Origin of the sequence: Nocardia sp. NPDC052001 (genome assembly GCF_040680615.1) — a bacterium.
In the GTDB taxonomy this organism is placed as follows: Bacteria; Actinomycetota; Actinomycetes; order Mycobacteriales; family Mycobacteriaceae; genus Nocardia.
Map to the genome: position 1 here is coordinate 140,812 of NZ_JBFAXC010000004.1, position 21,947 is coordinate 162,758.

At 66.2% G+C, this 21,947-nt stretch carries 25 protein-coding genes and 1 tRNA gene; 14 read left to right on the forward strand and 12 right to left on the reverse strand.

Going from position 1 to position 21,947, the window contains the following annotated elements; translation table 11 throughout:
* The first annotated feature begins 11 nt into the window (after positions 1-11).
* Entirely contained in the window at positions 12-455 is a 444-nt protein-coding gene (locus AB0L82_RS20770; RefSeq protein WP_364638435.1) for a DoxX family protein, read from the forward strand.
* A 65-nt stretch (positions 456-520) separates the two neighbouring features.
* Here AB0L82_RS20770 and AB0L82_RS20775 read toward each other — a convergent pair whose 3' ends face one another.
* The 3 genes from AB0L82_RS20775 to AB0L82_RS20785 are packed head-to-tail and all read right to left on the reverse strand — an operon-like array spanning position 521 to position 1,908.
* A complete protein-coding gene (locus AB0L82_RS20775; protein WP_364638438.1) occupies positions 521-1,381 on the reverse strand; it encodes a patatin-like phospholipase family protein in 861 nt (286 codons plus the stop codon).
* A 38-nt stretch (positions 1,382-1,419) separates the two neighbouring features.
* The gene (locus AB0L82_RS20780) at positions 1,420-1,665 is read right to left on the reverse strand and encodes a hypothetical protein (RefSeq protein WP_364638441.1); all 246 of its coding nucleotides are present in this window, start codon (positions 1,663-1,665) and stop codon (positions 1,420-1,422) included.
* A 30-nt stretch (positions 1,666-1,695) separates the two neighbouring features.
* Positions 1,696-1,908: a hypothetical protein gene (locus AB0L82_RS20785; RefSeq protein WP_364638444.1), complete on the reverse strand. Its 213-nt coding sequence runs from the start codon at positions 1,906-1,908 to the stop codon at positions 1,696-1,698.
* 188 nt (positions 1,909-2,096) lie between these two features.
* On the opposite strand from AB0L82_RS20785, the gene AB0L82_RS20790 reads away from it, so the two are divergent.
* The 8 genes from AB0L82_RS20790 (at position 2,097) to AB0L82_RS20825 (ending at position 7,683) form a co-directional block, all read left to right on the forward strand.
* Entirely contained in the window at positions 2,097-2,999 is a 903-nt protein-coding gene (locus AB0L82_RS20790; protein ID WP_364638447.1) for a helix-turn-helix transcriptional regulator, read from the forward strand.
* On the forward strand, positions 2,996-3,187 hold the full coding sequence (locus tag AB0L82_RS20795) for a DUF397 domain-containing protein (RefSeq protein WP_364638450.1): 192 nt from the start codon (positions 2,996-2,998) through the stop codon (positions 3,185-3,187). The genes AB0L82_RS20790 and AB0L82_RS20795 overlap by 4 nt, the downstream gene beginning before the upstream one ends.
* Positions 3,188-3,310: 123 nt before the next feature.
* Positions 3,311-3,634: a hypothetical protein gene (locus AB0L82_RS20800; RefSeq protein WP_364638453.1), complete on the forward strand. Its 324-nt coding sequence runs from the start codon at positions 3,311-3,313 to the stop codon at positions 3,632-3,634.
* Complete coding sequence (locus AB0L82_RS20805) at positions 3,634-4,992, forward strand: hypothetical protein (protein ID WP_364638455.1); 1,359 nt, start codon at positions 3,634-3,636, stop codon at positions 4,990-4,992. Before AB0L82_RS20800 ends, AB0L82_RS20805 begins: the two co-directional genes overlap by 1 nt.
* A gap of 128 nt (positions 4,993-5,120) precedes the next feature.
* A complete protein-coding gene (locus AB0L82_RS20810) occupies positions 5,121-5,498 on the forward strand; it encodes a hypothetical protein (protein WP_364638458.1) in 378 nt (125 codons plus the stop codon).
* Between the two features lies 1 nt (position 5,499).
* Positions 5,500-5,844, forward strand: a complete 345-nt coding sequence (locus AB0L82_RS20815; RefSeq protein WP_364638461.1) for a YbaB/EbfC family nucleoid-associated protein — start codon at positions 5,500-5,502, stop codon at positions 5,842-5,844.
* 64 nt (positions 5,845-5,908) lie between these two features.
* Positions 5,909-6,457 carry a hypothetical protein gene (locus AB0L82_RS20820; RefSeq protein WP_364638464.1) on the forward strand — a complete coding sequence of 183 codons (549 nt, stop codon included), beginning with the start codon at positions 5,909-5,911 and terminating at the stop codon, positions 6,455-6,457.
* 134 nt (positions 6,458-6,591) lie between these two features.
* Entirely contained in the window at positions 6,592-7,683 is a 1,092-nt protein-coding gene (locus tag AB0L82_RS20825; protein WP_364638466.1) for an RNA ligase (ATP), read from the forward strand.
* A 145-nt stretch (positions 7,684-7,828) separates the two neighbouring features.
* On the opposite strand, the gene AB0L82_RS20830 is transcribed toward AB0L82_RS20825, so the two are convergent.
* Positions 7,829-7,901 (reverse strand) — tRNA-Asn (locus AB0L82_RS20830).
* 174 nt (positions 7,902-8,075) lie between these two features.
* Between AB0L82_RS20830 and AB0L82_RS20835 the strand changes: the two genes are divergently transcribed.
* On the forward strand, positions 8,076-8,321 hold the full coding sequence (locus AB0L82_RS20835) for a hypothetical protein (protein ID WP_364638469.1): 246 nt from the start codon (positions 8,076-8,078) through the stop codon (positions 8,319-8,321).
* A 78-nt stretch (positions 8,322-8,399) separates the two neighbouring features.
* Here AB0L82_RS20835 and dnaG read toward each other — a convergent pair whose 3' ends face one another.
* Positions 8,400-10,328 (reverse strand): DNA primase, encoded by a 1,929-nt coding sequence (dnaG, locus tag AB0L82_RS20840; RefSeq protein WP_364638471.1) that lies wholly within the window; start codon positions 10,326-10,328, stop codon positions 8,400-8,402.
* Positions 10,329-10,496: 168 nt separating this feature from the next.
* Here dnaG and AB0L82_RS20845 point away from each other — a divergent pair, with 168 nt between their 5' ends.
* From AB0L82_RS20845 to AB0L82_RS20855, 3 genes are all read left to right on the forward strand, one after another.
* A complete protein-coding gene (locus tag AB0L82_RS20845; protein ID WP_364638474.1) occupies positions 10,497-11,087 on the forward strand; it encodes an energy-coupling factor transporter transmembrane protein EcfT in 591 nt (196 codons plus the stop codon).
* A 70-nt stretch (positions 11,088-11,157) separates the two neighbouring features.
* Positions 11,158-11,727, forward strand: a complete 570-nt coding sequence (locus tag AB0L82_RS20850) for a biotin transporter BioY (protein WP_364638477.1) — start codon at positions 11,158-11,160, stop codon at positions 11,725-11,727.
* Positions 11,724-12,398, forward strand: a complete 675-nt coding sequence (locus tag AB0L82_RS20855) for an ABC transporter ATP-binding protein (RefSeq protein WP_364638480.1) — start codon at positions 11,724-11,726, stop codon at positions 12,396-12,398. The genes AB0L82_RS20850 and AB0L82_RS20855 overlap by 4 nt, the downstream gene beginning before the upstream one ends.
* A 1-nt stretch (position 12,399) precedes the next feature.
* Here the strand turns inward: AB0L82_RS20855 and AB0L82_RS20860 are convergent, their stop codons facing one another.
* The 4 genes from AB0L82_RS20860 to AB0L82_RS20875 form a co-directional block, all read right to left on the reverse strand.
* Complete coding sequence (locus tag AB0L82_RS20860; RefSeq protein WP_364638483.1) at positions 12,400-13,488, reverse strand: DUF4190 domain-containing protein; 1,089 nt, start codon at positions 13,486-13,488, stop codon at positions 12,400-12,402.
* Positions 13,489-13,579: 91 nt separating this feature from the next.
* Positions 13,580-14,842, reverse strand: coding sequence for a deoxyguanosinetriphosphate triphosphohydrolase (locus AB0L82_RS20865; RefSeq protein ID WP_364638486.1), 1,263 nt, complete (start codon positions 14,840-14,842; stop codon positions 13,580-13,582).
* Positions 14,843-14,844: 2 nt separating this feature from the next.
* Complete coding sequence (locus AB0L82_RS20870) at positions 14,845-15,423, reverse strand: YdcF family protein (protein ID WP_364640376.1); 579 nt, start codon at positions 15,421-15,423, stop codon at positions 14,845-14,847.
* A 119-nt stretch (positions 15,424-15,542) separates the two neighbouring features.
* The gene (locus tag AB0L82_RS20875) at positions 15,543-16,238 is read right to left on the reverse strand and encodes an MBL fold metallo-hydrolase (RefSeq protein WP_364638490.1); all 696 of its coding nucleotides are present in this window, start codon (positions 16,236-16,238) and stop codon (positions 15,543-15,545) included.
* 63 nt (positions 16,239-16,301) lie between these two features.
* Between AB0L82_RS20875 and AB0L82_RS20880 the strand changes: the two genes are divergently transcribed.
* The gene (locus tag AB0L82_RS20880) at positions 16,302-18,284 is read left to right on the forward strand and encodes a TPM domain-containing protein (protein WP_364638493.1); all 1,983 of its coding nucleotides are present in this window, start codon (positions 16,302-16,304) and stop codon (positions 18,282-18,284) included.
* Between the two features lie 157 nt (positions 18,285-18,441).
* Here AB0L82_RS20880 and AB0L82_RS20885 read toward each other — a convergent pair whose 3' ends face one another.
* From AB0L82_RS20885 to AB0L82_RS20895, 3 genes are all read right to left on the reverse strand, one after another.
* The gene (locus tag AB0L82_RS20885) at positions 18,442-19,047 is read right to left on the reverse strand and encodes a response regulator transcription factor (RefSeq protein ID WP_364638496.1); all 606 of its coding nucleotides are present in this window, start codon (positions 19,045-19,047) and stop codon (positions 18,442-18,444) included.
* A complete protein-coding gene (locus AB0L82_RS20890; protein ID WP_364638499.1) occupies positions 19,044-20,270 on the reverse strand; it encodes a histidine kinase in 1,227 nt (408 codons plus the stop codon). The genes AB0L82_RS20885 and AB0L82_RS20890 overlap by 4 nt, the downstream gene beginning before the upstream one ends.
* Before the next feature lie 218 nt (positions 20,271-20,488).
* Positions 20,489-21,922 (reverse strand): molybdopterin-dependent oxidoreductase, encoded by a 1,434-nt coding sequence (locus AB0L82_RS20895; protein WP_364638502.1) that lies wholly within the window; start codon positions 21,920-21,922, stop codon positions 20,489-20,491.
* Between the last annotated feature and the right edge of the window lie 25 nt (positions 21,923-21,947).

The following is a 21,947-nucleotide window of genomic DNA, read 5'->3' on the forward strand; positions in this document are numbered from 1 at the left end:
CGGAGCACGCCATGCACCTGCTGACCGCCGCACCGACCACCGCGGCCAAACCCACCGTCCTGACCAACGTCGTCCTGGCGCTCTTCCGCGTCCTGGTCGGCGTGTCCTTCGCCTTCCACGGCTGTTCCACACTCTTCGGCAAACCCGTCGCGCCGCACGGCGCACTACCCGCCGTCGGAGCCTGGCCGTCCTGGTGGGCCGGAATGATCGAACTGGTCGCGGGCGCGGCCGTCGCCCTCGGCCTCGGCACCCGGCTCGCCGCCCTGCTCTGCTCGGGAGCGATGGCTTACGCGTTTCTCACCGTGCATCTCAAGCACGGCATCCTGCCGATCAAGAACGGCGGTGAGCCCGCGGTGCTGTTCTGCTGGTCGTTCTTCCTGATCGCGATCATCGGGCCGGGGCCGTATTCGCTGGATGCGCTGATCGGGCGTTACCGGCGAGGATCGGCGACCTGAGCCCCGGCCCGGGGCGTACCGGCGCGCTGGTCCGGGTTACCTGCGCACGCGGATGGGCCGGTTGGTTACCGGCCGAGTTCCGCGGCCTGAGTCCAGAGTCCGGCAACGCGTGCGGACTCCGACTTGCCCTGCGCCCGTCCGGCATTCGCGGCGGGCACTCGGGTGGCGGCATTGAGCGGGTCGGTCCCGAATGCCTCGAGCGAAGCCTCATCGGGCGTGATCACCTCGACCCGCGCGTTCCGCTCGATCAAATCGGCGACCTGCTCCCCCAAGGCGTCATCGGGGAGCGGCGCGATCACCAGCACGCGCTCGAAGCCGGACGCCAAATCCGCGTTGGCCGAACTGCGCGCACCGCCGTCGATATAGCGCACCCCATCGATCGTGTACGGCGGCCACACCAGCGGCACCGCCGAGCTGGCGGTCACGGCGTCCACCAGCGAAACGCCCGAATTGCGGTCGAATACCCGCAATTCGCCGGTCAGCGCGTCGACGGCGGTGACCAGCAGCGCCCGCTCCGGCCATTCGTGCACCGGCAGCCGCGATTCGACCACCGCTCGCCGCGCGCTCTCGGGCACGGTCTCCACCTCCAGCGCCAGCTCTCCCAGATGCCGCCGCGCGCCCATCGGATCACCCTCCGCCTCGGCGTGAATCGCCGCGACCTGCTCCCACACCTCCTCGACCGGAGTCCCCTGCGGTGTCAGCTCCTGACTCCACACCGCCGAATCCACCTGCCGCCGGAACAACTCCTCCCACGGCAGGCCGCTGCTGATCTGCGCGGCGACATTCGCCCCGGCCGACGTCCCCACGATCAACTCGGCCTCGGTGATATCCACCCCCGCATCGGCCAACCCCACCACCAGCCCATTGGCCCAGGCGATTCCCGCCACTCCCCCGCCGCCGACTACCAACGCCCGCCGCACACCCATACCCGCTCCTAAGTCTCGCCCGACTCACTCCATCAACCTCAACCCTTACCAAGTCCATCCCCGAGCCTGCCGCCCGGGAGCACATGAACGTTCGATCTCTCGGCATATCGGTCAACTTCGACACTGACGATTCGGCCCGCTTCCATCCGTCTGGCACAGAACACCGGATCGCAGTCGCGGTGAATAATCGAGGCTTCGAGCGCCTCGGCCGCGTTCATCGCGATGTCATCGTCGCGAACGTGGCAGTCTTCCAATCGTTCCAAGCGCGGGCCGTAGAATTCCACGGTCTTCTCCTTCCAATTCTGTTGCCGGAGTCAGGATCTGGCGAGTTTGCCGCGATGCCGGCCACGCGTGTCCCGGCCGATGGCTGTCGTAATGCATTGGCGGTCGCGAATTTGAATACGCACCGTGCGGTTTTTATTCGCGGCAAAGCGCCGCCTATCCCTGACGTCCTCGGCAACACAGAGCAGGACGATCGCGCCGCATACCGAAATGAGAAGTATCAAAACCCAAGCATCCCAAGGCATTACGCCTCCTTGTTGCATTCGGATTGTTCCCCGGTGGCGACGTGTCACGCACTCACCAAGGGCTATGCACCAAGTAGACACCCAAATCATTGCGCTGAAGCGCTCAAAGTGGACCTCACACGAAATACGATTGAGGTCCATTTTGAATCGGCTCAGAATGAGCTATCCCAGATAGCGAGGCTAACGAAATGACTGGATCCACAATCTCTCGCAGGGCATTCGGCAAGTTCCTGCGGCAGATCCGCGAGGACGCCGGTAAGACCGCGCTGGCGGCCGGACTGCATATCGAGGTGTCCAAAGCGACTCTTCTTCGCCTGGAAGACGGGATTCCAACGAAGATCGCTACCTCACAACTGAAGGATCTACTCGCCTTTTACGAAGCCACCATCGTTGTCCGCGCGGACGCTCTGACACTCTGGGAAGAGGTGCGCGAGCAGTCGAAAGCACAACAGCAGCAGGGCAATTCGAAGGGATTCTGGCGACCGTACGCTGACCAGTACGAGGCCCATTTCCCACACTATCTGCGGCTGGAGTCCGCTGCAGACCGGGTGACCACACATCAACTCGTCATGGTGCCGGGGCTGCTGCAAACGCCCGACTACCGCCGTAGTGTGATCCGCATCGACGAACCGGACCTCTCAGCGGTCGATCTGGAACGCCGGATCGAACTGACAGCACGTCGGCAAGCGCGGCTCGACCAGCCCAACTCCCAACTGGCGGTCCTACTTTCAGAGGCTGTGCTGCGGCACCAACCCGCAACGCCTGAAGTCATGGCGGCACAGCTGAGTTGGCTCGCCACGTCAGGTGAGCGGGAGAACATCAGCATCCGCATCGTGCCGTTCCGGGTCGGACCGCATCAGGGACTCACCGTTCAATCGTTCACCCTGCTCGAGTTCCCACCGCTCGATAGGGGGCTTGTGGAGCCGCCTGTGGTCTACGTCGAAGGTGCGAGTAACTCCGCCGTCTATCACGAGCGAGCAGACGTGGTGGACAGGTATCGGACGACCATTTCAGCCCTCACGGCGGTAGCGTTGTCAGAACAGGCCAGCAGAGATCTGGTGTTGCAGTGCGCAAAGGAGTATGCGGCGTGACGGGACCGGCATTCGGCATTTGGTACAAGTCGAGCAGGTCGGAAGGCGGCAAAGCCTGCGTCGAAGTCCGACACGATCCCGGCGCGACCCTGGTGCGCGATACCAAGGATGACGGTCGCGGGCCGGTGCTTGCGTTCCCGGCCGACGACTGGGCTACCTTCATCGCCAGTCGCGTCTGGGAGGGCTGAGGCGGCCGCCCAAGCTGATCTTGGCGGTGCTGTCAAGCCACTGAAAGTTCGAGCTGCACAAGGGTTCTCGATCGGTTAATCTCGCGCTGTCGTGGGGCAGGACGGTTAATTGATCGGGGGAACATGACTGACATCCTCAAGGTCGACGCGGATGCGTTGCGTGAGCTGGGCAAGACCCTGACGGGGCAGGCCGATGCCATCACCGGCATCAAAATCGATGTGGCGGTGACCATGCCGGGATCTCCGGTGCACGAGGTCTCCGCCGCGATCGACGAGAACACCGAAGCCGCCTTCCACGCGCTCGGTGATCGCGTGCGAAATATGGCCAGGGTGGCCGGATCCGGCGCGAAGACGTACGAAGAGGTCGACACGGCCTTCGGCGAACAGTTCGGACAACTGATGGGCGAGGCGGGCCGCCTGCCCAACGGCAAGAAGATTCCCGACTGATGACGACGATCAGCCACGTGCGCGGCTGCCTGCCCTCCACCATGGTCGACTTCGGCAAAGCCCTCGACACGGGAACCACCGAATTCACCAAACAGGTCGGCAATATGAGCACCGCCGTCGACAAGACCACCGCCAACTGGAAGGGCGCGGCCAGTTCCGCCGCGACCGCCGGGAAGATCTCACAGCGGTTGACGGGCACCAGGATCGACGAAATCGTCACCGCTGTCGCCGACTACTACAAGACCTACGGCGGCCGCCTGGACGCGACCCGCACCGCGGTGCTGAAGATCGTCGACCAGTCCGCACCCGCCGCTGGAATGAAGGTCGCCGACGACGGAACCGTCACCGCGCCAAAGTATCCGGGCGTTCCCGGCGATATCATCGCCCAGCTCATGCAGAACAAGCTCGACGGGCAAGCATCCTGGTTGCAAACCCAATTGCAGGAACTGCTCAAGGAATTCGGCGAGGGCGAGGACCAGGCCGCCACCTCCATCAAATCGGGTGTGACCGCGCTCGCGACGCTGAAGAACACGCCGACCGGCCCGATGCCGGACCTCGCGCCCATCCCGCCGCCGGTCTCACCGGATGGCAAGTACCGGATCGGTGATCCGAAGGAACCCTTCCTCAAACACGACGACACCTTCATCTACAACTCGAAGGACGGCAACTTCAGCGACTGGCTGGCCAAGCAGAAGTGGCAGGCGAAGCTGCTCGGCGGCGAATACGTGAAGTCCGACTTCGACGATGCCACCGCCCTGTACCGGCACTACTGGGACAACAACGGCAAGAAGATGGAGTTCGACTACGACGAGGCGTACCGCGAGGACAAGAACATTCGCAACTCGGTCGACTCCGAAGTCAACCGCGCCGCCATGGCGGCGGACTACTTCGCGCGTACCGGCAATACGAACTTCAAAATCACCGGCGACCCGAATACCGTTGCGGGCAAGAACTATCCGGCCACCGAGAACTGGCAGAAGGCCATCGGCGGACATCAACAGTGGAGTCACGCCAATGTGCGGGTCGAAGGCAATCGCGTCACCATGGACGTGACCGTCGAAGCGCAGGACTACTACGACTTCGACAAGGGCAAAAGCGATATCGGCACCAAGGCAAAGGATTCGGAGAACGGCCGCTTCACCGAGATCGGCTGGGCGAAACCCTTCGAAACCCACGGCACCATCACCCGCACGGTGTCCTGGGATGTCGGCCAACCGCCCTCGAGCGGCGTGGTCGCGGAAACCTCCAACCCCGACCGCAATCCGGGCCGCGAGGACCGTTCCGACGGCCGCGGCGACGGCGATGACGGCCGCATGCCGGACAACGATCGCAACACCGGCGGAGCACGACCCAAATGAGGATGCCATCGCGGCGGTACACGATGCGACCGCTACTCGCCGGTACAATCGCGACCGTCCTCGCCGCGTCCGTAATCGGCTGCACCACAACCTCTTCCGATCCGAATCCGCAGGAAAGGACCAGCACCGTGTCCGAAGAACTGCGCCACAACGCCGAGCCGTTGCGCAAGTACTTCCCCCTCATCGGCGACCCGGTCGCCGTGACCTGGACCAGCCGAGACAATTCCCGGGGCGGCCCCGGTCTGGTCACCTACTGGCTCGAAGCCGTCGTCGAACTGGCCCCGGCCACCGCGACCGAACTGCGCACCCGCTACGCCACCAGCGAATCCACTCAACCGACCGGACTACCCGCCGCTCTGCAAACCCAGGTCCCCGCCGGAAAGTACGCCACCAACCCGGATTTCGACACCGCCCTCGGCGGCTCCTCCGAATGGAACGGCACCGCAACCGGATACCTGCACCGAGAACTCCCCATCCTGGTCTTCACCGCCATGGCAGGAGGCTGACATGCCAAGCGAACACGACGAACTAGGCGTGAAAGTCCAACGCGCCCAACATGCCTTGGCCACCATCCGCGCCACCGCCACAGTCGACGGCATCACGGTCGAAGTAGACGCCCAAAACCAACTGCTCGCCATCAGCGGCCCCCAAGGCAATTCCATCCTCACCGCCTACCAGCAAGCCCTCCACGAAATCCAATCCCAAGTGGCAGAAGCCATGCGCGAACTGAACGCCGACCCCCAAGTCGAATCCGCCCGAGCCTTCACCACCGCCAACCCCGCCTCCCTCGAAGCCGCCCGCCTCGACCGCGCCGAAGCCGAAGTAGACAACTACTTCGAACGCAGCTGGTAAAGGCACTGCTGATCCCCTGCTGACCGCAAGGCGGCTGTCGGCCCTGCGGTGTAGCGTCCTGCTCATGTCGGATCGGGGGATCGAATACAAGCCGGGGATGGATGATCCCAAGCGGGTGTCGATGAATCGGTTTCTGCCGCAGGGGGTTTTGCGAGCGGAGATCAGTTATCGCAAGCCTGGCGGATTGAAGGGGACGCGGGTGGTGGCGCGTTCCGAAGCGGAGTTCGCGGTGTTGCGGACCGCCGTCCGCGAGGGTTATGGCGAGGTCTGGCGCAAGCCGGAACAACTGTCGTTGAGCGAGGCCGAGGCTTACATCAAGAAAGTGTCGGACCAGCTGGCGCAGGAGCAAGAGGAGATCAAGCGCAGGCGCGAAGCGATCGACCTGTCCTGCCCGTGGTGCGAACAGCAACGCACCTACATCGGCGTACTCGGGCTCGTCACCGGCACAGCCCGGTGGCTATCGGACCGCCCCTCCGAACTGAGCCAGCAGGTCATCAACCAACACGCCTACCGCTGCAACCTGTGCGGCTCGATGCAGTTCTTCGCGGATGGCTACCTGGAACATCCGCTACCCGGCCGGGCCGCTCCTGAGGACCGGCCGCCGTTCGGCTGACGCACCAACAGGTTTCGTTCGCGCGCTGATTCAATGGCAGTTTCCGCGCCGTCGGCACCGTCCGCGTACGCGAAATCCGGTGGACTCGCTGTTGACCGCGCCCCTACCCTCGCACGATCGGAGGGAGAGAATTCATGTCCACACTCAAGGTCACCGTCGAACGGCTGGTGGTGCATCCGCATCCGAATGCGGATCGGTTGGAGCTGGCGCAGGTTGGGCTGTATCGCGCGGTTGTGGCCAAGGGGCAGTTCGCGACTGGGGATTACGCGCTGTATATCCCGGAGCAGGCTGTGTTGCCGGATGCGCTGATCGAGGAGCTCGGGCTGACGGGGAAGCTGGCGGGTGGGGCGCGTAATCGGGTGAAGATCGTTCGGCTGCGCGGTGAGGTCTCGCAGGGGATCGTGTGTCTGCTCGCGCTGATCGGGGAGGTGGATCTTGCGGCGGCGGCCGCGGCGGGAACCGATTTCGCCGAACTGCTCGGGGTCACCAAATGGGCTCCGCCCGTGCCGGTTTCGATGTCGGGACAGATTGAGTCCGCGCCGGAGTTGATCCGCTGGATCGATGTGGAGAACATCGCGCGCTACCCGGAGATCTTCACCGCCGGTGAGCACGTCATCGCCACCGAGAAGATCCACGGTAGCGCCTGCCTGTTCACCTACGACCGCACCAGCGACCGAGTACTGGTGTCCTCCAAGGGAATCGGCGCACAGAACCTCGCCATCGCCGACAGCGACACCAACCTGTACTGGCGCGCCGTCCGCCGCTTCCAGCTCCCGGACATCGCCCGGAAGCTGGCCGCCACCCTCGACGCCGACCGTGTCGCCCTCTTCGGCGAGGTCTACGGCGCGGGCGTGCAGGACCTGCACTACGGCGCGAACGCCGGCCAGAACGACACCATCGGCTACGCCCTGTTCGACATCGCCGTCGGCACGGAAACAAACGAGCGCCGCTGGCTGACCCCCGCCGAAATCGACGCCGCCCTGACCGGCCTCGCTGCCGACATCCCGCGCGTACCCGTGCTCTACGACGGCCCGTACGACATCGACACCCTGCTCAACCTCGCGAACGGAACGGAAACCATCACCGGCACAGCCACCAACATCCGCGAGGGCCTGGTGGTCCGCCCAGCCACCGAGCGCTACTCCGAAATCCTCGGCGGCCGCGCCATCGGCAAACTCGTCTCCCCCGCCTACCTGCTCCGCAAAGACGGCACGGAATACGAGTAACAACCGCCACCCACGGATAACAGCGAAGCGGTCCCCGATTCCACAATTCGAATCCGGGACCGTTTCCACATTTCCCACAGACGCTCACCAGGCCCACAACGAATTAGGCCCCTCACCAGCACTGCTGGTGAGGGGCCTAATCAGGCTCCCCCATCTGGACTCGAACCAGAAACCTGCCGATTAACAGTCGGCTGCTCTGCCAATTGAGCTATAGGGGATTGTGTCCCGGTTGCCCTCTCGGGCGACCGGAGAAAACTTTAGCGTATGGGTTGTTCAGTTCCCAAATCGTGGCTCTACCTGGGGACATGCGGGTGGAGGGGCGGCGTCGACAGGGGGCGGGGCTTCGGGCAGGATGTACACGCGGACAGGGCCAACGGGAGGAGCTTCTCGACATGCTGCGGTTGATCATCGGCGTCGCGGCCGGGTATGTGCTGGGCGCGAAGGCCGGGCGAGCCCGGTATGAGCAGATCAGTAAGACTACCCGCGCCATCAGTGAGAGTCCGGTCACACGGAAATTGGTGCAGGCTTCGCGGCAGCGGCTGTCGGACAAGTTGAGTACGCAGCCGAAGCTGGAGCCCATGGAACCGCTGGATGAGCGCACCACGATTCTGGTGCCGCACGACCAGTTGCGGCGGTAGTTTCACCGGAAGACAACGAAACACCCGAAGTTGGCGGATCTCAGCCAGTTTCGGGTGTTTCGGCGTGTAACCAGGGGGTCAGCGGCCGCCGAAGTCGTCGGAATTGCCCATCGCCTGGGTGAGCAGGCTCTTGCGGTACTGCTCCAGCGCGACCAGGTCACCGAACAGGGCGAAGTACGCTTCGGACTGCTCGGTGGAGGAGATGCGCTGCAGCTTGGACTTGAGTTCGGCGATCTGACGGCCGACCCACGCCTCCTGCACGCGCGCCAGCACGCCGGTGACCAGACGGGGGATATCGGCCTCGGATTTCACCGGTAGCTGCTCTGCGGCCAATTCGGACACCAAAGCGCGCATGGTGAGATCGTCGGTGTTGTCGGCGACGGCGGCCACCCATTCCGCGCCGCCCAAACCCGCTGCGGTACCGCCCGCTTCCGCGATCGCGGCGCGGGTCGCCACATAGGCGGCGTGCGTGAAGGCTTCGGGTTCAAGGGAATCGAAGACCGGGCCCGCGAAGGCGGGGTACTGCAACGCCGCCGTCAACGCCTGCCGCTGCGGAGCCAGGACCGGATCGCGGGGGTTGGGGCGCGACGCCGGTTGATCGGTAACCGGTTGCGCCGCTTCACGTTCGGGCACACCGGTGCGACGGGTGCCGCCCGCCGCAGCGCCGCGGGCACTCTTGCGAGCCTCATCACCCACCCGGCGGACGACCATCTGAATGTCGTCCCAGCCGACCCAGCCCGCCAGCTTGGTGGCGTATGCCTTGCGCAGCGCGTTGTCCTTGATCTGCGCGACCACGGGCACACCGCGGCGCAGCGCGTCGACCTGCCCCTCGGGCGTATCGAGATTGTGCTCGGCGAGCAGACCGCGAATCACGAACTCGTACAGCGGGACTCGGCGCGCCACCAGATCGCGGACCGCACCGTCGCCGCTGCGCTGGCGCAGTTCGCATGGATCCAGGCCGTCGGGGGCCACCGCGATATAGGTCTGCCCGGCCAGCTTCTGATCGCCGGAGAACGCTTTCAAAGCCGCAGCCTGACCGGCGGCATCACCATCGAACGTGTAGATGATCTCGCCGCGCCAGAAATTGTCGTCCATCAGCAACCTGCGCAGCATGGCGAGATGTTCGTCACCGAAGGCCGTACCGCAGGACGCCACAGCGGTTTTCACGCCGGACAGATGCATGGCCATCACATCGGTGTAGCCCTCGACCACCACCGCCTGATGCCCCTTGGCGATCTCGCGCTTGGCCAGGTCCAGCCCGAACAGCACCTGAGACTTCTTGTACAGCACCGTTTCCGGGGTGTTGATGTACTTGGCGGTCATGGTGTCGTCATCGAACAGACGGCGGGCGCCGAAACCGATCACATCACCGCTGAGATTGCGGATCGGCCACAGCAGACGGCGGTTGAAGCGGTCCATGGGGCCGCGCTGGCCCTGCTTGGACAGACCCGCCGCCTCCAGCTCCTTGAACTCGAATCCCTTGCGCAGCAGATGCTTTGTGAGGGTGTCCCAGCCGCCGGGCGCGTAGCCGCAGCCGAACTGCGCGGCGGCATTCGCGTCGAAATTGCGGTCGGTGAGGTATTTGCGGGCCGTCTCCGCCTCGGGCTCACCGAGTTTGGCCGCGTAGAACTCGTGCGCGGCGGCATTCGCGGCGACCAGCCGGGAGCGGGTGCCGCGATCGCGCTGCACCGAGGTGCCGCCACCCTCGTAGGTGATCTTGTAGCCGATCTTGTCCGCGACCTGCTCGACCGCTTCCACGAAACCGACATGCTCGATCTTCTGGAGGAAGGCGAAGACATCGCCGCCTTCACCACAGCCGAAGCAGTGGAAGTGACCGTGATTGGGCCGCACATGGAACGATGGCGACTTCTCGTCATGGAAAGGGCACAGGCCCTTCATGGAATCGGCACCGGCACGCCTCAGCGCCACGTACTCGCCGACCACATCCTCGATCCGAGCGCGTTCACGAATCGCCGCGATATCGCGGTCTGGAAGTCGGCCTGCCACGCAGCGAGTCTAGCTGTCCCGCCTCCCCGCGACTCTGGCGCACGGCCTGGGAGCCGCAAACCGTTGGGCACGCGTAGTGCGGTTGGGAGCCGACCCGATTTTGGGCGTACCCAGGGAGTTACCCGACCTCACGAAATACCCGGGTCCGGTTTCTGCCAGGATCTACCGGTGCTCAGCCTCTATCACGACTCCTCGACCCCGGTGCACAGCGTGCCCGCCGGGGCGAAGCTCGTGGTACTCGCCGTGGCCGGAACCGCGCTCTTCTTCGTGCCGTCGATCATGTGGCTGGCGACCACGCTCGCGGTTGTGCTGGCGCTGTACGCGATTGCCCGCATCCCCTGGCCCGCGACCGCCCGCCAGGTGCTGAGCCTCGCGCCATTCCTGGCCCTGATCATGATCGCGCAGCTGCTGTTCACCGGTTGGCAGAGCGCAGTCCTGGTTGGCGAACGCGTACTCACCCTGGTCCTGCTCGCCAATCTCGTGACGCTCACCACGCGCACCTCGGCCATGATCGACACCATCGAAAAGGCGCTGCGCCCACTGCGTCCCCTCGGCGTGCGACCGGATCGCGTCGGCCTGCTGATCGCGATGACTATCCGATTCATCCCGGTTATTCGCGAACAAGCCGAGCTGGTGCGCGCCGCCCAACGCGCCCGCGGCATCGAACGCAGCACCGTATTCCTCATCCCGCTGCTGATTCGCACCCTGCGCATGGCCGATCAGGTCGGCGAGGCATTGGACGCGCGCGGCCTCGACTGACGAGTTGCCGAAGGTGTGCGCATCAGACGTGGCCCACCACCCCGGACCCCGGTCCGCATAGGATGCCCCGGTGCGTAGTAGGGATTTGGCGCAGGTAGCGCTGTTCGCGGCAATCATGGTGGTACTCGGGTTCTTCCCCCTGATCCAGTTGCCGGGTGCTTTCGCACCCTTCACCTCGCAAACCCTCGGCGTGATTCTGGCGGGCGCGATCCTCGGCACGAAGCGCGGCTTCCTGGCGATCCTGCTCTTCGACGCACTGGTGTTCATCGGCCTGCCGGTGCTGTCCGGCGGCCGCGGCGGACTCGGGGTGATCATGGGACCGACCGGTGGCTTCGTCATCGCCTATCCGATCGGCGCACTGGTGATCGGCCTGCTCACCGAACGCCTGTGGCGGCATTACAACCTGCCGATCGCCTTGGCGATCAACTTCTTCGGCGGCGCGGTCGTGCTCTACGCCATCGGCGTGCCGTGGATGGCGGTGGCCGCGCAGCTGCCGCTGCACAAGGCGATCGTCAGCTCGGTCGCGTTCCTGCCGGGCGATGTGGTGAAAACCGTGATCGGCTCACTGGCCGCTCTCGCGGTGCGCCAGGCCTATCCGATGATTCCGGATCCTTCGAAGAAAAGTGCGGCCCGCGCGTGATCGAACTCGACGCCGTCTCGCACAGCTTCGGTGATCGCGAGGTGCTGGCACGCCTGGATCTGACGCTCACCGAACGCCGAATCGCGGTGATCGGCTCCAACGGCTCGGGCAAGTCCACCTTCGCGCGCCTGCTCAACGGCCTCCAGGTCCCCAGTCGAGGACAGGTGCGGGTGGACGGCCTCGATACCCGCAAACAGGGCCGGGCCGTGCGCCGCCGCGTCGGATTCGTCTTCCAGGATCCGGACGTGCAGATCGTCATGCCGACCGTCGCCGAGGATCTGGCCTTCGGGCTCAAACACCACGGTCTCGCCAAAGCCGATATCGCCGAACGGGTTTCGGAGGTGCTCGCCGAATACGGCCTCACCGAATTCCGTGATCACCCCGCGCACCTGCTCAGCGGCGGGCAGAAGCAATTGCTTGCCATCGCCGCGGTGCTGTCGATCCGCCCCGAGCATGTCATCTTCGACGAACCCACGACCCTGCTGGACCTGCGCAATAAACGCCGCATCACCCGGCTGCTGCGCGAACTCCCGCAGCGGATCGTGGTCATCTCACACGATCTGGACCTGCTCACCGATTTCGACCGGGTGCTGGTCTTCGACGCGGGCCGCCTGCTCGCAGACGGCCCGCCCGCCGAAACCATTCCGTTCTATCTGAACCACTGCGGCTGAATCAGCGCGGCAGTTTGCTGTTCAGCTTGGTCTCATCGTCCTGAATGGCGATGCACTGCACCGACGGATCGGTATTCCACTCCGACTGGCTGTGCGGCCGGTAGTAGAGGTAGCTCAGGCCGGAAACCTTGGAGTCGATCCGGTCGAACACCTCGGCGCATTTGGTCTCGGCGTAATCCTTGGACTGCTGATCACCCTGGAAGCTGGGCAGATTGAAGTTCAGGAACACCTCACCGTCATGCGCGCTGGTGCAGGAGGTGACGGTCGCACCGCTGATCGACACCTTACGATGCACACCGTTGACGCAATCACCGTCCTTGAGATTGCGCAGCAGCGTATACCCGGCACCGGAGGTGGACGGCGCCGTGGTGGTCGGCAGCGCGGGCACCGAGAACGACGGTATCGCCGGCATCGAGAACGACGGCGGCGGCGAGATCGAGTCGACGCTGTCCTTCGTATCCGCGACACCCACCGCGAACACGATGACGCCGACCAGCGCCCACACGCCCGTCAAAATCAAGCCGGTGATCGCCAATCCCTTGCCCTGCTGATTGCGATCCTTGATCTGGCTCAGCGAGATCACGCCGAACGGCACCGAGAGCAGGCACATGCCGAGCAGACCGGTGATCAGCGCCGCGATGGCGAAACCATTGGTGCCCTGCGGCGGACCCGCCGGACCCTGCGGCGGATACGGCTGGGGGTACTGCGGTGGCGGGAACTGCTGATAGCCACCCGAACCGCCGTAGGGGTCCGCCGGGAAACCACCGGCGGGCGCGTACCCCGGCTGTTCCGGGTAGCCACCGGGCGCGGTGTAACCGGGCTGCTCGGGATACCCACCGGGCGCGGTGTACCCCGGCTGACCCGGATAGGGCTGCTGCGCACCGTAAGCCGGATCCGACTGATTCGGCCACTGCGGCTGACCCCAGGCCGCCTGCTGATCCTGGGCCGGAGCGCCCGGATACGGCGGCTGCTGCGATGACCACGCCACCACTGTCGGATCCGGCGCGGACGGCTGCGCGGGCTGCTCGCCCCCGGCCTGCTTGTCCAGCCCGACGGGCTTATCCGGCGAATTCGGGTGATTCGGATCCACGATCCCCCCTCCGCGGACTCGTTGCGGCCCGCTCTAGCGAATTTTCCCGCTCACCGTAGCGGTTTCCGATTCGGTCCGCGAAACCTATATATCAGGGGATTACCGCGGCGACCCGCTCCAGGCGGCTTTCGGTGTACGAGGCGATCTGATCGACGATCACCCGAACCCGAGCGGAGTCATCGTTCGCATCCTCCCACCAGGGCAGCAACAGCCGGTCCAGGCCACGCGGGGCGATATCGAGCAGATGATGCGCCACCATCAGGATCCGTTCGCGCTGCCCGGCCTGGCGAACCTGATGGATCGGATCGGACAGCACATAGCGCAGCGCCATGGTCTTGAGCACCGCGACCTCGGCCGCCACGATCCGCGGCACCTCCAGATCCGCTGTGTACCTGCACAATTGGCGACCACCCCAGGCGGCGCGAGTGGCCTCGACGGCGGCGGTGGCGAAACGGCCGACCAGATCGCTGGTGAGGCTCTTGAGCGCCACCGACGACGCCAGCGAACCGTCATAGGAGGCCGCGGCGGTGACCACCGGAAGTTCGGACAGGCGCTGCGCGGCCGCCACCAGATCATCCACGCTGGGCGATTTCTTCTGGCGCGCACCGAGTTCCGCGAGCGCGGCCTGTTCCACCGGATCCGCCAGCGCGCGCAGATCGATGCGGCCGACGATGATGCCGTCCTCCACATCGTGCACCGAATAGGCGACGTCATCGGCCCAGTCCATGACCTGCGACTCCAGGCACTGCCTGCGATCGGGCGCGCCCTTGCGGACCCAGGCCAAACGATCCATATCCACGTCGTACGCGCCGAACTTGGAGCCGGGACCCGTTCTGCCCCAGGGGTATTTGATGACCGCGTCCAAAGCCGCGCGGGTCGGGTTCAACCCGTAGCTCTGCCCCTGCTCATCGATGACCTTGGGTTCGAGCCGGGTGAGAATGCGCAGGTTCTGCGCATTGCCCTCGAATCCCCCGTGCGCGTCGGCGAATTGATCGAGCGCCTTCTCGCCATTGTGCCCGTACGGCGGATGCCCGATATCGTGCGCCAGCCCGGCCAGATCCACCAGATCCGGATCACAGCCCAGACCGTCCGCGATGCTGCGGCCGATCTGCGCGACCTCCAGCGAATGGGTGAGCCGGGTGCGCGGGGTATCGCCATCGCGCGGACCCATGACCTGCGTCTTGTCCGCGAGTCTGCGCAATGCCGCGGAATGCAGCACCCGCGCTCGATCACGCGCGAACTCGCTGCGCCGCGCCGGGGCGGGCGACCAGCTCAATCCGGCGGTTCTATCGGTCTCCGGGACCAGGCGCTCCCGATCGTGCTCGCTGTACACCCGGTCGTAGTCGATGCGCATATTCACTGCTCCGCCGTGTAGGTGAAATCGGCCGAATAGTGGGTGAGCTGGTACCACAGCAGCGCGAAGGTCTCGCGAGTTATGCCGTGCGCCTGCGATTCCCGCGTGTACACCGCGGGCCCGGTCCTGGTCGGCGCGGTCCATGCCGAGAGTCCGGCATCGCGCGCCATGGTGCGGGTGCGCAGCGAATGCCAGGGATCACTCACCAGCACCACCGACGACTTACCGCGTGCCAGTAGGGCTCTGGATACCGCTTCGACGCTCTGCAAAGTGTCCGAACCGGTTTCCACCGCCAGCACCCGATCCGCCGGGACGCCGCGATCCTTGAGATAGTTCTTGCCGGACGCGGCCTCGGTGTAGTTGTCCCCCACCTGTTTTCCGCCCACCGTCACGATGAGCGGGGCCACACCCTTCTGAAAAAGCTTGTACGCCTGATCCAATCGGGCCTGGAAGACCGAGGACGGGGTGCCGTCGTACTGCGCGGCCCCAAGCACCACGATCGCGTCGGCGGGCGCCCAGTCATCGATGCGGGCCACCTGCCAGACCCGCACCGCGGTACCGCCGATCACCAGCAGCCCCATGAGCACCCCGCCGATCAGCAGTCGGCGCGCCCAGGCCAGCCATCCCGCGACATTGCCGTCACGGGACTGGTCGACCTGCGCCGGCGCCGAGGCGGGCTCGAGGTCGCGGTTCCGGAGTTTTACCAACCGCGCCGCCGCCACTCGGGCAATTGCGGGCGCTCCACACCGAGGGTGGTGTCATCGCCATGGCCGGGATACACCACGGTGTCATCCGGGTAGCGGGCGAAAAGCTTGGCTTCGACATCGCCGAGCAACGAGGTGAACTCCTCGGGCGAGCCGGTCTTGCCGACGCCGCCCGGGAACAGCGAATCTCCGGTGAACAGGTGGGTGCGGCCGTCGCCGTCGGTGAAGGCGAGCGCCACCGAACCCGGGGTGTGACCACTCAGGTGAATGGCCTCGAACTCCAGCTCGCCGATGCGGATCTTGTCACCGTCGGTGAGGATGCGGGTCGGCGGGACGGGCAGCGCCTCGGCATCGAGTTCATGCGCGGCGGACGGAATCTCGCGGGCGGTGAGCACATCGGCCAGGGCCCACCAGTGATCCGGATGGCGATGCGTGGTGACCAGCAGCTCGACCCCCTGGGGAGCCTCCTGGTCCAGCAATTCCAGAATGCGTTCCGCCTCATTGGCGGCGTCGATGAGCAGCGTCGAGCCGGTTCTCGCACACTGCACCAGGTACACGTTGTTATCCATGGCGCCCACCGACATCTTCACGATGCGCGCGCCGGAAACGCTCCGCTGCTGCGGGTTGGAGCCGGGGGCGAGATGACCCGTGTACGGGGAATCGATCGTGATCACGCCTTTGATCGTAGTCATGGCCGCCGACACGGGTGACCGGATGAAACCTCGCGCCCCGCGTGCGCCGGATAGATTCATACGATGCGGCTTCCGAAGCAGCTCTCCATGCTGCTGTCCGGCTTCGTGCTGGCCTTGATTGTTCCCATCGGCGGGGGCGCTTCCGCGCACGCCGAGCAGCCGCAGCGGCTGCCCAGCTATGTCACCGATCTGGCGGGCGCGTTGCGCGGCGGGCAGACGGCTCAGGTGCAGTCGGCGATCGACGAGCTGTACACGAAAGACCATGAGCGACTGTGGGTCGTGTATGTCCACGACTTCGCGGGGATGGACGCGCAGAGCTGGGGTGAGCAGACCGCGAGAGCCTCCAACTTCGGCAATCGGGATGTGCTGCTCGCGGTCGCGGTGGGTGATCGCGGGTACGCGTTCACCGGCAGCGCGCCCGAATCGGTCAGTGAGAAGCAGGTCGATCGGCTGCTGATCGATCAGGTGGAGCCCAAGCTGCGCGCAGGGGATTGGGCGGGGGCGGCGATCGCGACGGCTAATGGCTTGTCGGCGGCCATGAATGACAGCGGGGGCGGGACCAGCATCTGGGTGGTACTGGTGCTCGTGCTCGTGGTGGCGCTGGTGGTGGGCGCGGTGCTGCTGTGGTCGCGCGGGCGCAAGGCACGGCGTTCGCGCGCCGAGCTGGAGGCCGCGCGCAAGGTCGATCCGGCGGACACCGCGGCGCTCAACGCACTGCCGCTCGCCGCATTGGACGCGCGATCCAAAGAGTTGCTGGTCGATACCGACAATGCGATTCGCACCAGCGCAGAGGAATTGCGGCTCGCCACCGATGAATTCGGCGCGACCGCCACCGCGCCATTCACCGCGGCGCTGGAAGCGGCGAAGAACGCGCTCGCCAAAGCCTTTTCCATCCGCCAGCAACTCGACGACGATATTCCCGAAACACCCGAGCAACAGCACACCATGCTGGTGGAACTCATCGGCACCTGCGGGCGCGCGGATCAGGAACTCGACGCCAAAGTCACCGAATTCGACGCCATGCGGAATCTGCTCATCAACGCGGGCGAACGATTGGACGCGCTGACCCGGGATCTGGTCGAGCTGACCGCCCGGGTGCCCGGCTCGACGGCGACGCTCGCACAGCTGGTGGCGGCGCAACCGGCCTCGGTGCTGGCACCCGTACACGACAACGTGAATATGGCGCAGGAACGAATTGCCTTCGCGGACAAAGGTATTCAGGAAGGCCGTGCGGCGGCGGCCCGGCCCGTCGGCGAACAGGGTGCGGCGGTGGCGGCCATTCGCGGGGCGGAGGCGGCCATCAATACCGCACGGACACTGCTGGATGCGGTCGATACCGCCGCCACCGATATCGAGCAGGCGCGCGCCGGACTGCCCGGCATCATCGAGGAACTGCGCATGGATCTCGGCACCGCGGCGGCCCTCACCAAACACGGCGGCCCCGAACTCGCGACCGCCGCCATCGCAGCGCGCACCGCGCTCGATGAGGCGAGCCGGGACGGTGCGACCAATCCGCTGGGGACGTTCCAGCGGGCGGTGGCCGCGGATACCGTGCTGGACAAGGCGATCGCCGCCGCCACCGATCGCAAGGTCGCCGCCGAAGACCTGGCCCGCCGCCTCGATCAGGCGATGACCGCGGCCCTGAGTCAGATCAACGCCGCCACCGATTTCATCAGCACCCGGCGCGGCGGCGTCGACGCCGAACCCCGCACCCGCCTCGCCGAAGCCCAGCGCAGCCTCGACCAGGCCCGCCAACTCACCGAATCCGATCCGGCCCAAGCCCTTACCGCCGCCCAGCGCGCCACCGAACTCGGCACCCGAGCCCTGCTCACCGCCCAGGCCGCCGTCCGCGAATGGCAATCACAACAGGCAAGCTCCAACTCCCAAACCGGTGCCATCCTCAGCGGCGTCCTCATCGACGGCATGCTGCGCGGTATGGGCGGCGCAAGCCGCGGCGGCGGCGGTTTCAGCGGCGGCAACTACGGCCCCGGCTCCTTCGGCGGCTCCGACGGCTCCCGCCGCATCAGCCGCGGCGGCCGGTTCTGACCGACGGCCCCGCCGGTTCGCGCAGCGGTGAACTATTCCTGCAACCCCAGCGCCCAGGCGCGGGTTCCCCGCAAGGTATCCACGGAATTGCACGAAAAGTTCACCAGCCCAGCGCGGTCGGCGCGATGGGCGTCCCGGCAGCGCGGGAAGGCACGTGTCAGAGCCAGCCGAGGCGTTCGGCGGCCTTCACTGCTTCGGCGCGGGTTCGGGTGCCGGTCTTGCCGATCGCCGAGGAGAGGTGGTTGCGGACTGTGCCTTCGGAGAGGTGGAGGGATTTGGCTACCGCGCCCGCGGTAGCTCCGTCGGAGGCGGCGGCGAGGACTTCGCGTTCGCGGGCGGTGAGGGGGGAGGTGCCCGCGGTGAGGGTTTCGGTGGCTAGGGCGGGGTCCACTACGCGCAGGCCCATGTGGACTCGGCGGACGGCGTCGGCCAGTTCGCGAGCGGGCGTGTCCTTGACCACGAAGCCGTCCGCGCCCGCGTCGATGGCGCGGCGCAGGAAGCCGGGGCGGCCGAAGGTGGTGACCATGAGGATGCGGACGGAGGGGTGTGATTTGTGGAGTTGGGCCGCGGCCTCGATGCCGTCCATACCGGGCATCTCCACATCCAGCAGGGCCACATCGGGATTCGTGCGTTCGACGGCGGCGAGCACCTCATCACCGCGGCCGACCTCGGCGACTATCTCCAGATCGTGTTCCAGACCCAGCAGCGCGGCGAGTGCGCCGCGCACCAGTGCCTGATCGTCGGCGAGCAGAAGTTTGATCATCGCGGGTCTCCCATCGGTGCCGCCGGAAAGCTTGCCAGTACCCGCAATCCGCCCTCCGGCCGGTTCGCCACGGTGAGCGTCCCGCCGGTGGCGCGGACTCGTTCGGACAGTCCGGATAGGCCGGAGCCGAATTTCCCGTCGCCCAATCCGCCGCCGTCATCACTGATCTCGATGCTGAGCGGGGTCACCCGCACGGTGGCGTGCCGGGCTCCGCTGTGCCGGACGATATTGGTGATCGCCTCGCGCAGCACCCAGGCGAAGACGACGCTGTGCCGGGTGGGGAGCCCATCCGCGACGGGCAGATCCGCCTCGATCTCGGCGGCGCGCAATGCCGTTCGCGCATTGGTGAGTTCGCCCGCGAGCGATACCTCGCGCAGGCCGCCGACGGTGCTGCGCACCCCGGCCAGCGATTCGCGGGCCAGCCGCTCCACGTCGACCAGCTCCTGTTTGGCGCGCTCCGGATCGATCTCCATGAGCCGTTGCGCCAGTTCGGTTTTCACCGTGATGATGGTGAGCGAATGACCGAGGATATCGTGCACATCGCGGCCCACCCGCAGGCGTTCCTCCGCGATGGCCAGTTCGGTCAGTTGCTGCCGGGCGAGATTCAACTGCTGATTGCGCTGGATGAGCTGACGGATCCCGCCCACCGCGAACGCGGACATCGCCATCGATTGGATGATGCCCCAGTCGGGCGCATCGCCGGCCACCGCCTGCGGAATGACCGCTGTCACCAGGATCAACCCGATCAGCGTCGGAATCGCCTGCGCGATAGGCAGTGTGAACGCCAGGAACGAAGCCGGATAGACCGCCAGCGGCACCGCATGCGAATGCAGCGTCACCGCGACCGCACCGAGTAGCGCCAATTGCAGGGCGAGCAGCGGGAACACCAGGCGCGATGGCGGGTTCGGCCAGGCCGGCCCCGTCATCGGCAATTGCAGCAGCCGCCAGAACGAGCCGATATAGGCGATCCCGAACGCCACGATCGCGATGAGCGTGTACACCCGGGCCACATCACCGTCGAGCTCCCAGGCCCGGCGCAGCGGTGTGATCAGGTACACCGACCACACGGCCGCGAAGATCCAGCCGAATCGCCGGCGCCGCGCAATACTCTCCCGACTGTCCACCACATCGCCGGACGTTACCGCAGGCCACGACGGCAGGCGACGCTCGAGGACCGCACCCGCCCAGCCGACCCGACCGCCGCCCGGCATCGGAGTATTCATGACTCCACTATCGAACGGGCGGCCGGCGGATACCCCACACGTCCGTCACGTTTCACCCATGACAGATGTCATCGCCACAGGTAGACGCGATCCGCGGCCGTGCGAGTGAACCGGCGAATGCCCACCCCTGCCAATGCCACCCCGTGCCTGTCGGGCTCGAGCCGCGCTCGCATCCGGCCCAAAGTCCGGCAGGATCACCGGCCGTGCGCGCGGCGGCCTCAGATGGTGAGGGTCACGGTGTGGAAGCCGCTCGGGCCGGAGGGGAAGCTGGGGCGGTCGACTCCGTCTTGGACTTCGCCGGAGCGGCCGGTGACACGGGCCTGGATGGTGTGCGTGCCGGGTGGGAGGTCCACCACCGTGCGCCAGCGCCGCCAGGCGGCGGGTGCCGATTCCGCGCCGAGTTCCACCGGGAGCCAATCGGTTCCGTCGACCCGGATATCGACGGCCGAAACGCCCTGGGGTGGAGCCCAGGCAACACCGGCGACGGTGGTCTTGCCCGGACTGCCCGCACCCGGCGATGCCACGTCGATGCGGGATTGCGGTGTCACCCACAGGGTTTCATTCGTCCAGCCGCGCTTCCACCAGTAGTCGACGTGTGAGTCGTCCGAGAGTTCGAGTTCGGAGATCCACTTCGCGCCGGTGTACTGACCGTAGATGCCAGGCACGAAAACCCTTGCGGGGAAACCGTGTTCGGGCGGCAGCGGTTCACCGTTCATGCCGATGACCAGGTAGCCGGGCAGCTCCCCCGTGCGCAGCTTCGCCATATCCAGCGAGATCGTGTAGCCGTCGACCGCGCGGGTGACCAGCCGGGTCGCATCGGTGTCCGGCATGGCGTGATCGAACAGCGCGGTCAGCGGCACCCCGAACCAGCGGGCATTACCGGCCCGATGCTGGCCCGGCGTGTTGTGCACGCACACCATGACCGCGTCGAATTCCACCGCCTGTTCGGCCAGATCCGCCAGCGACAGCCGCAGCGGATGCGCGACCTTACCGGTGATGGCCAGCCGCCATTCGCGCGGATCGATGCGTGGCGGCCGCGAATTCACGTCCGCCACATAGAATCTGCCGACCTTGGTGATCAGCGGCGACAATCCCGGTTCGGAACCGAGCCCGTCCTCGGCCATCGGCACATGCGAACCCATCGGCCCGAGTTGCCGCACCCGTTCGCCGTGCCGCTTATCCGCGCGCCGGATGAGGGTCTCGGCAGCCGCGAGCATGCCGATTCCGCCTGTGGCCCACAGCAATCCGGACCCAAGCCCGCCAGCTGGGCGGCGCAATCCGGCACGCAGTACACCCGCCGCCGCGATACCGCCGAACGCGCCCGCGGCCGACCGATTCGCACCGCGCAGCGCCAGCGCGCTCGCCCCCGCACCGAGCGCCGCCACCGCGGGCGTGCGCAGGCGCTCGGGCAGCAGGGCCAAACCCGCGGACCCGGCAACGACATTCGCCACCACGGCGGCGCGGGTGGCCTCCTTGTCGTACCGTCCGGCCCGGGCGACCATGGCCTCCACCACCGGAACGGGCGCGATATCGGCCCCCAGCCGCCCGATCCCGTCGATCACCGAACCGCCCCGGGTCGCGGCGAGCAGTTCTCCGGCGCCGAGCGCACCCAGCCCCACCGCCGCCGCGCGCAGCAGCCGTCTCCCGTTCACCGACACAGTCCGAGCCTTCCGTAGC

Bases quoted from the DNA above. Each gene is read 5' to 3' on its own strand.
- AB0L82_RS20770 (WP_364638435.1), top strand. From the start codon at position 12: ATGCACCTGCTGACCGCCGCACCGACCACCGCGGCCAAACCCACCGTC.
- AB0L82_RS20775 (WP_364638438.1), bottom strand. From the start codon at position 1,381: ATGGGTGTGCGGCGGGCGTTGGTAGTCGGCGGCGGGGGAGTGGCGGGA.
- AB0L82_RS20785 (WP_364638444.1), bottom strand. From the start codon at position 1,908: ATGCCTTGGGATGCTTGGGTTTTGATACTTCTCATTTCGGTATGCGGC.
- AB0L82_RS20790 (WP_364638447.1), top strand. From the start codon at position 2,097: ATGACTGGATCCACAATCTCTCGCAGGGCATTCGGCAAGTTCCTGCGG.
- AB0L82_RS20800 (WP_364638453.1), top strand. From the start codon at position 3,311: ATGACTGACATCCTCAAGGTCGACGCGGATGCGTTGCGTGAGCTGGGC.
- AB0L82_RS20805 (WP_364638455.1), top strand. From the start codon at position 3,634: ATGACGACGATCAGCCACGTGCGCGGCTGCCTGCCCTCCACCATGGTC.
- AB0L82_RS20815 (WP_364638461.1), top strand. From the start codon at position 5,500: ATGCCAAGCGAACACGACGAACTAGGCGTGAAAGTCCAACGCGCCCAA.
- AB0L82_RS20820 (WP_364638464.1), top strand. From the start codon at position 5,909: ATGTCGGATCGGGGGATCGAATACAAGCCGGGGATGGATGATCCCAAG.
- AB0L82_RS20825 (WP_364638466.1), top strand. From the start codon at position 6,592: ATGTCCACACTCAAGGTCACCGTCGAACGGCTGGTGGTGCATCCGCAT.
- AB0L82_RS20835 (WP_364638469.1), top strand. From the start codon at position 8,076: ATGCTGCGGTTGATCATCGGCGTCGCGGCCGGGTATGTGCTGGGCGCG.
- AB0L82_RS20865 (WP_364638486.1), bottom strand. From the start codon at position 14,842: ATGCGCATCGACTACGACCGGGTGTACAGCGAGCACGATCGGGAGCGC.
- AB0L82_RS20870 (WP_364640376.1), bottom strand. From the start codon at position 15,423: ATGGGGCTGCTGGTGATCGGCGGTACCGCGGTGCGGGTCTGGCAGGTG.
- AB0L82_RS20875 (WP_364638490.1), bottom strand. From the start codon at position 16,238: ATGACTACGATCAAAGGCGTGATCACGATCGATTCCCCGTACACGGGT.
- AB0L82_RS20880 (WP_364638493.1), top strand. From the start codon at position 16,302: ATGCGGCTTCCGAAGCAGCTCTCCATGCTGCTGTCCGGCTTCGTGCTG.
- AB0L82_RS20885 (WP_364638496.1), bottom strand. From the start codon at position 19,047: ATGATCAAACTTCTGCTCGCCGACGATCAGGCACTGGTGCGCGGCGCA.
- AB0L82_RS20890 (WP_364638499.1), bottom strand. From the start codon at position 20,270: ATGAATACTCCGATGCCGGGCGGCGGTCGGGTCGGCTGGGCGGGTGCG.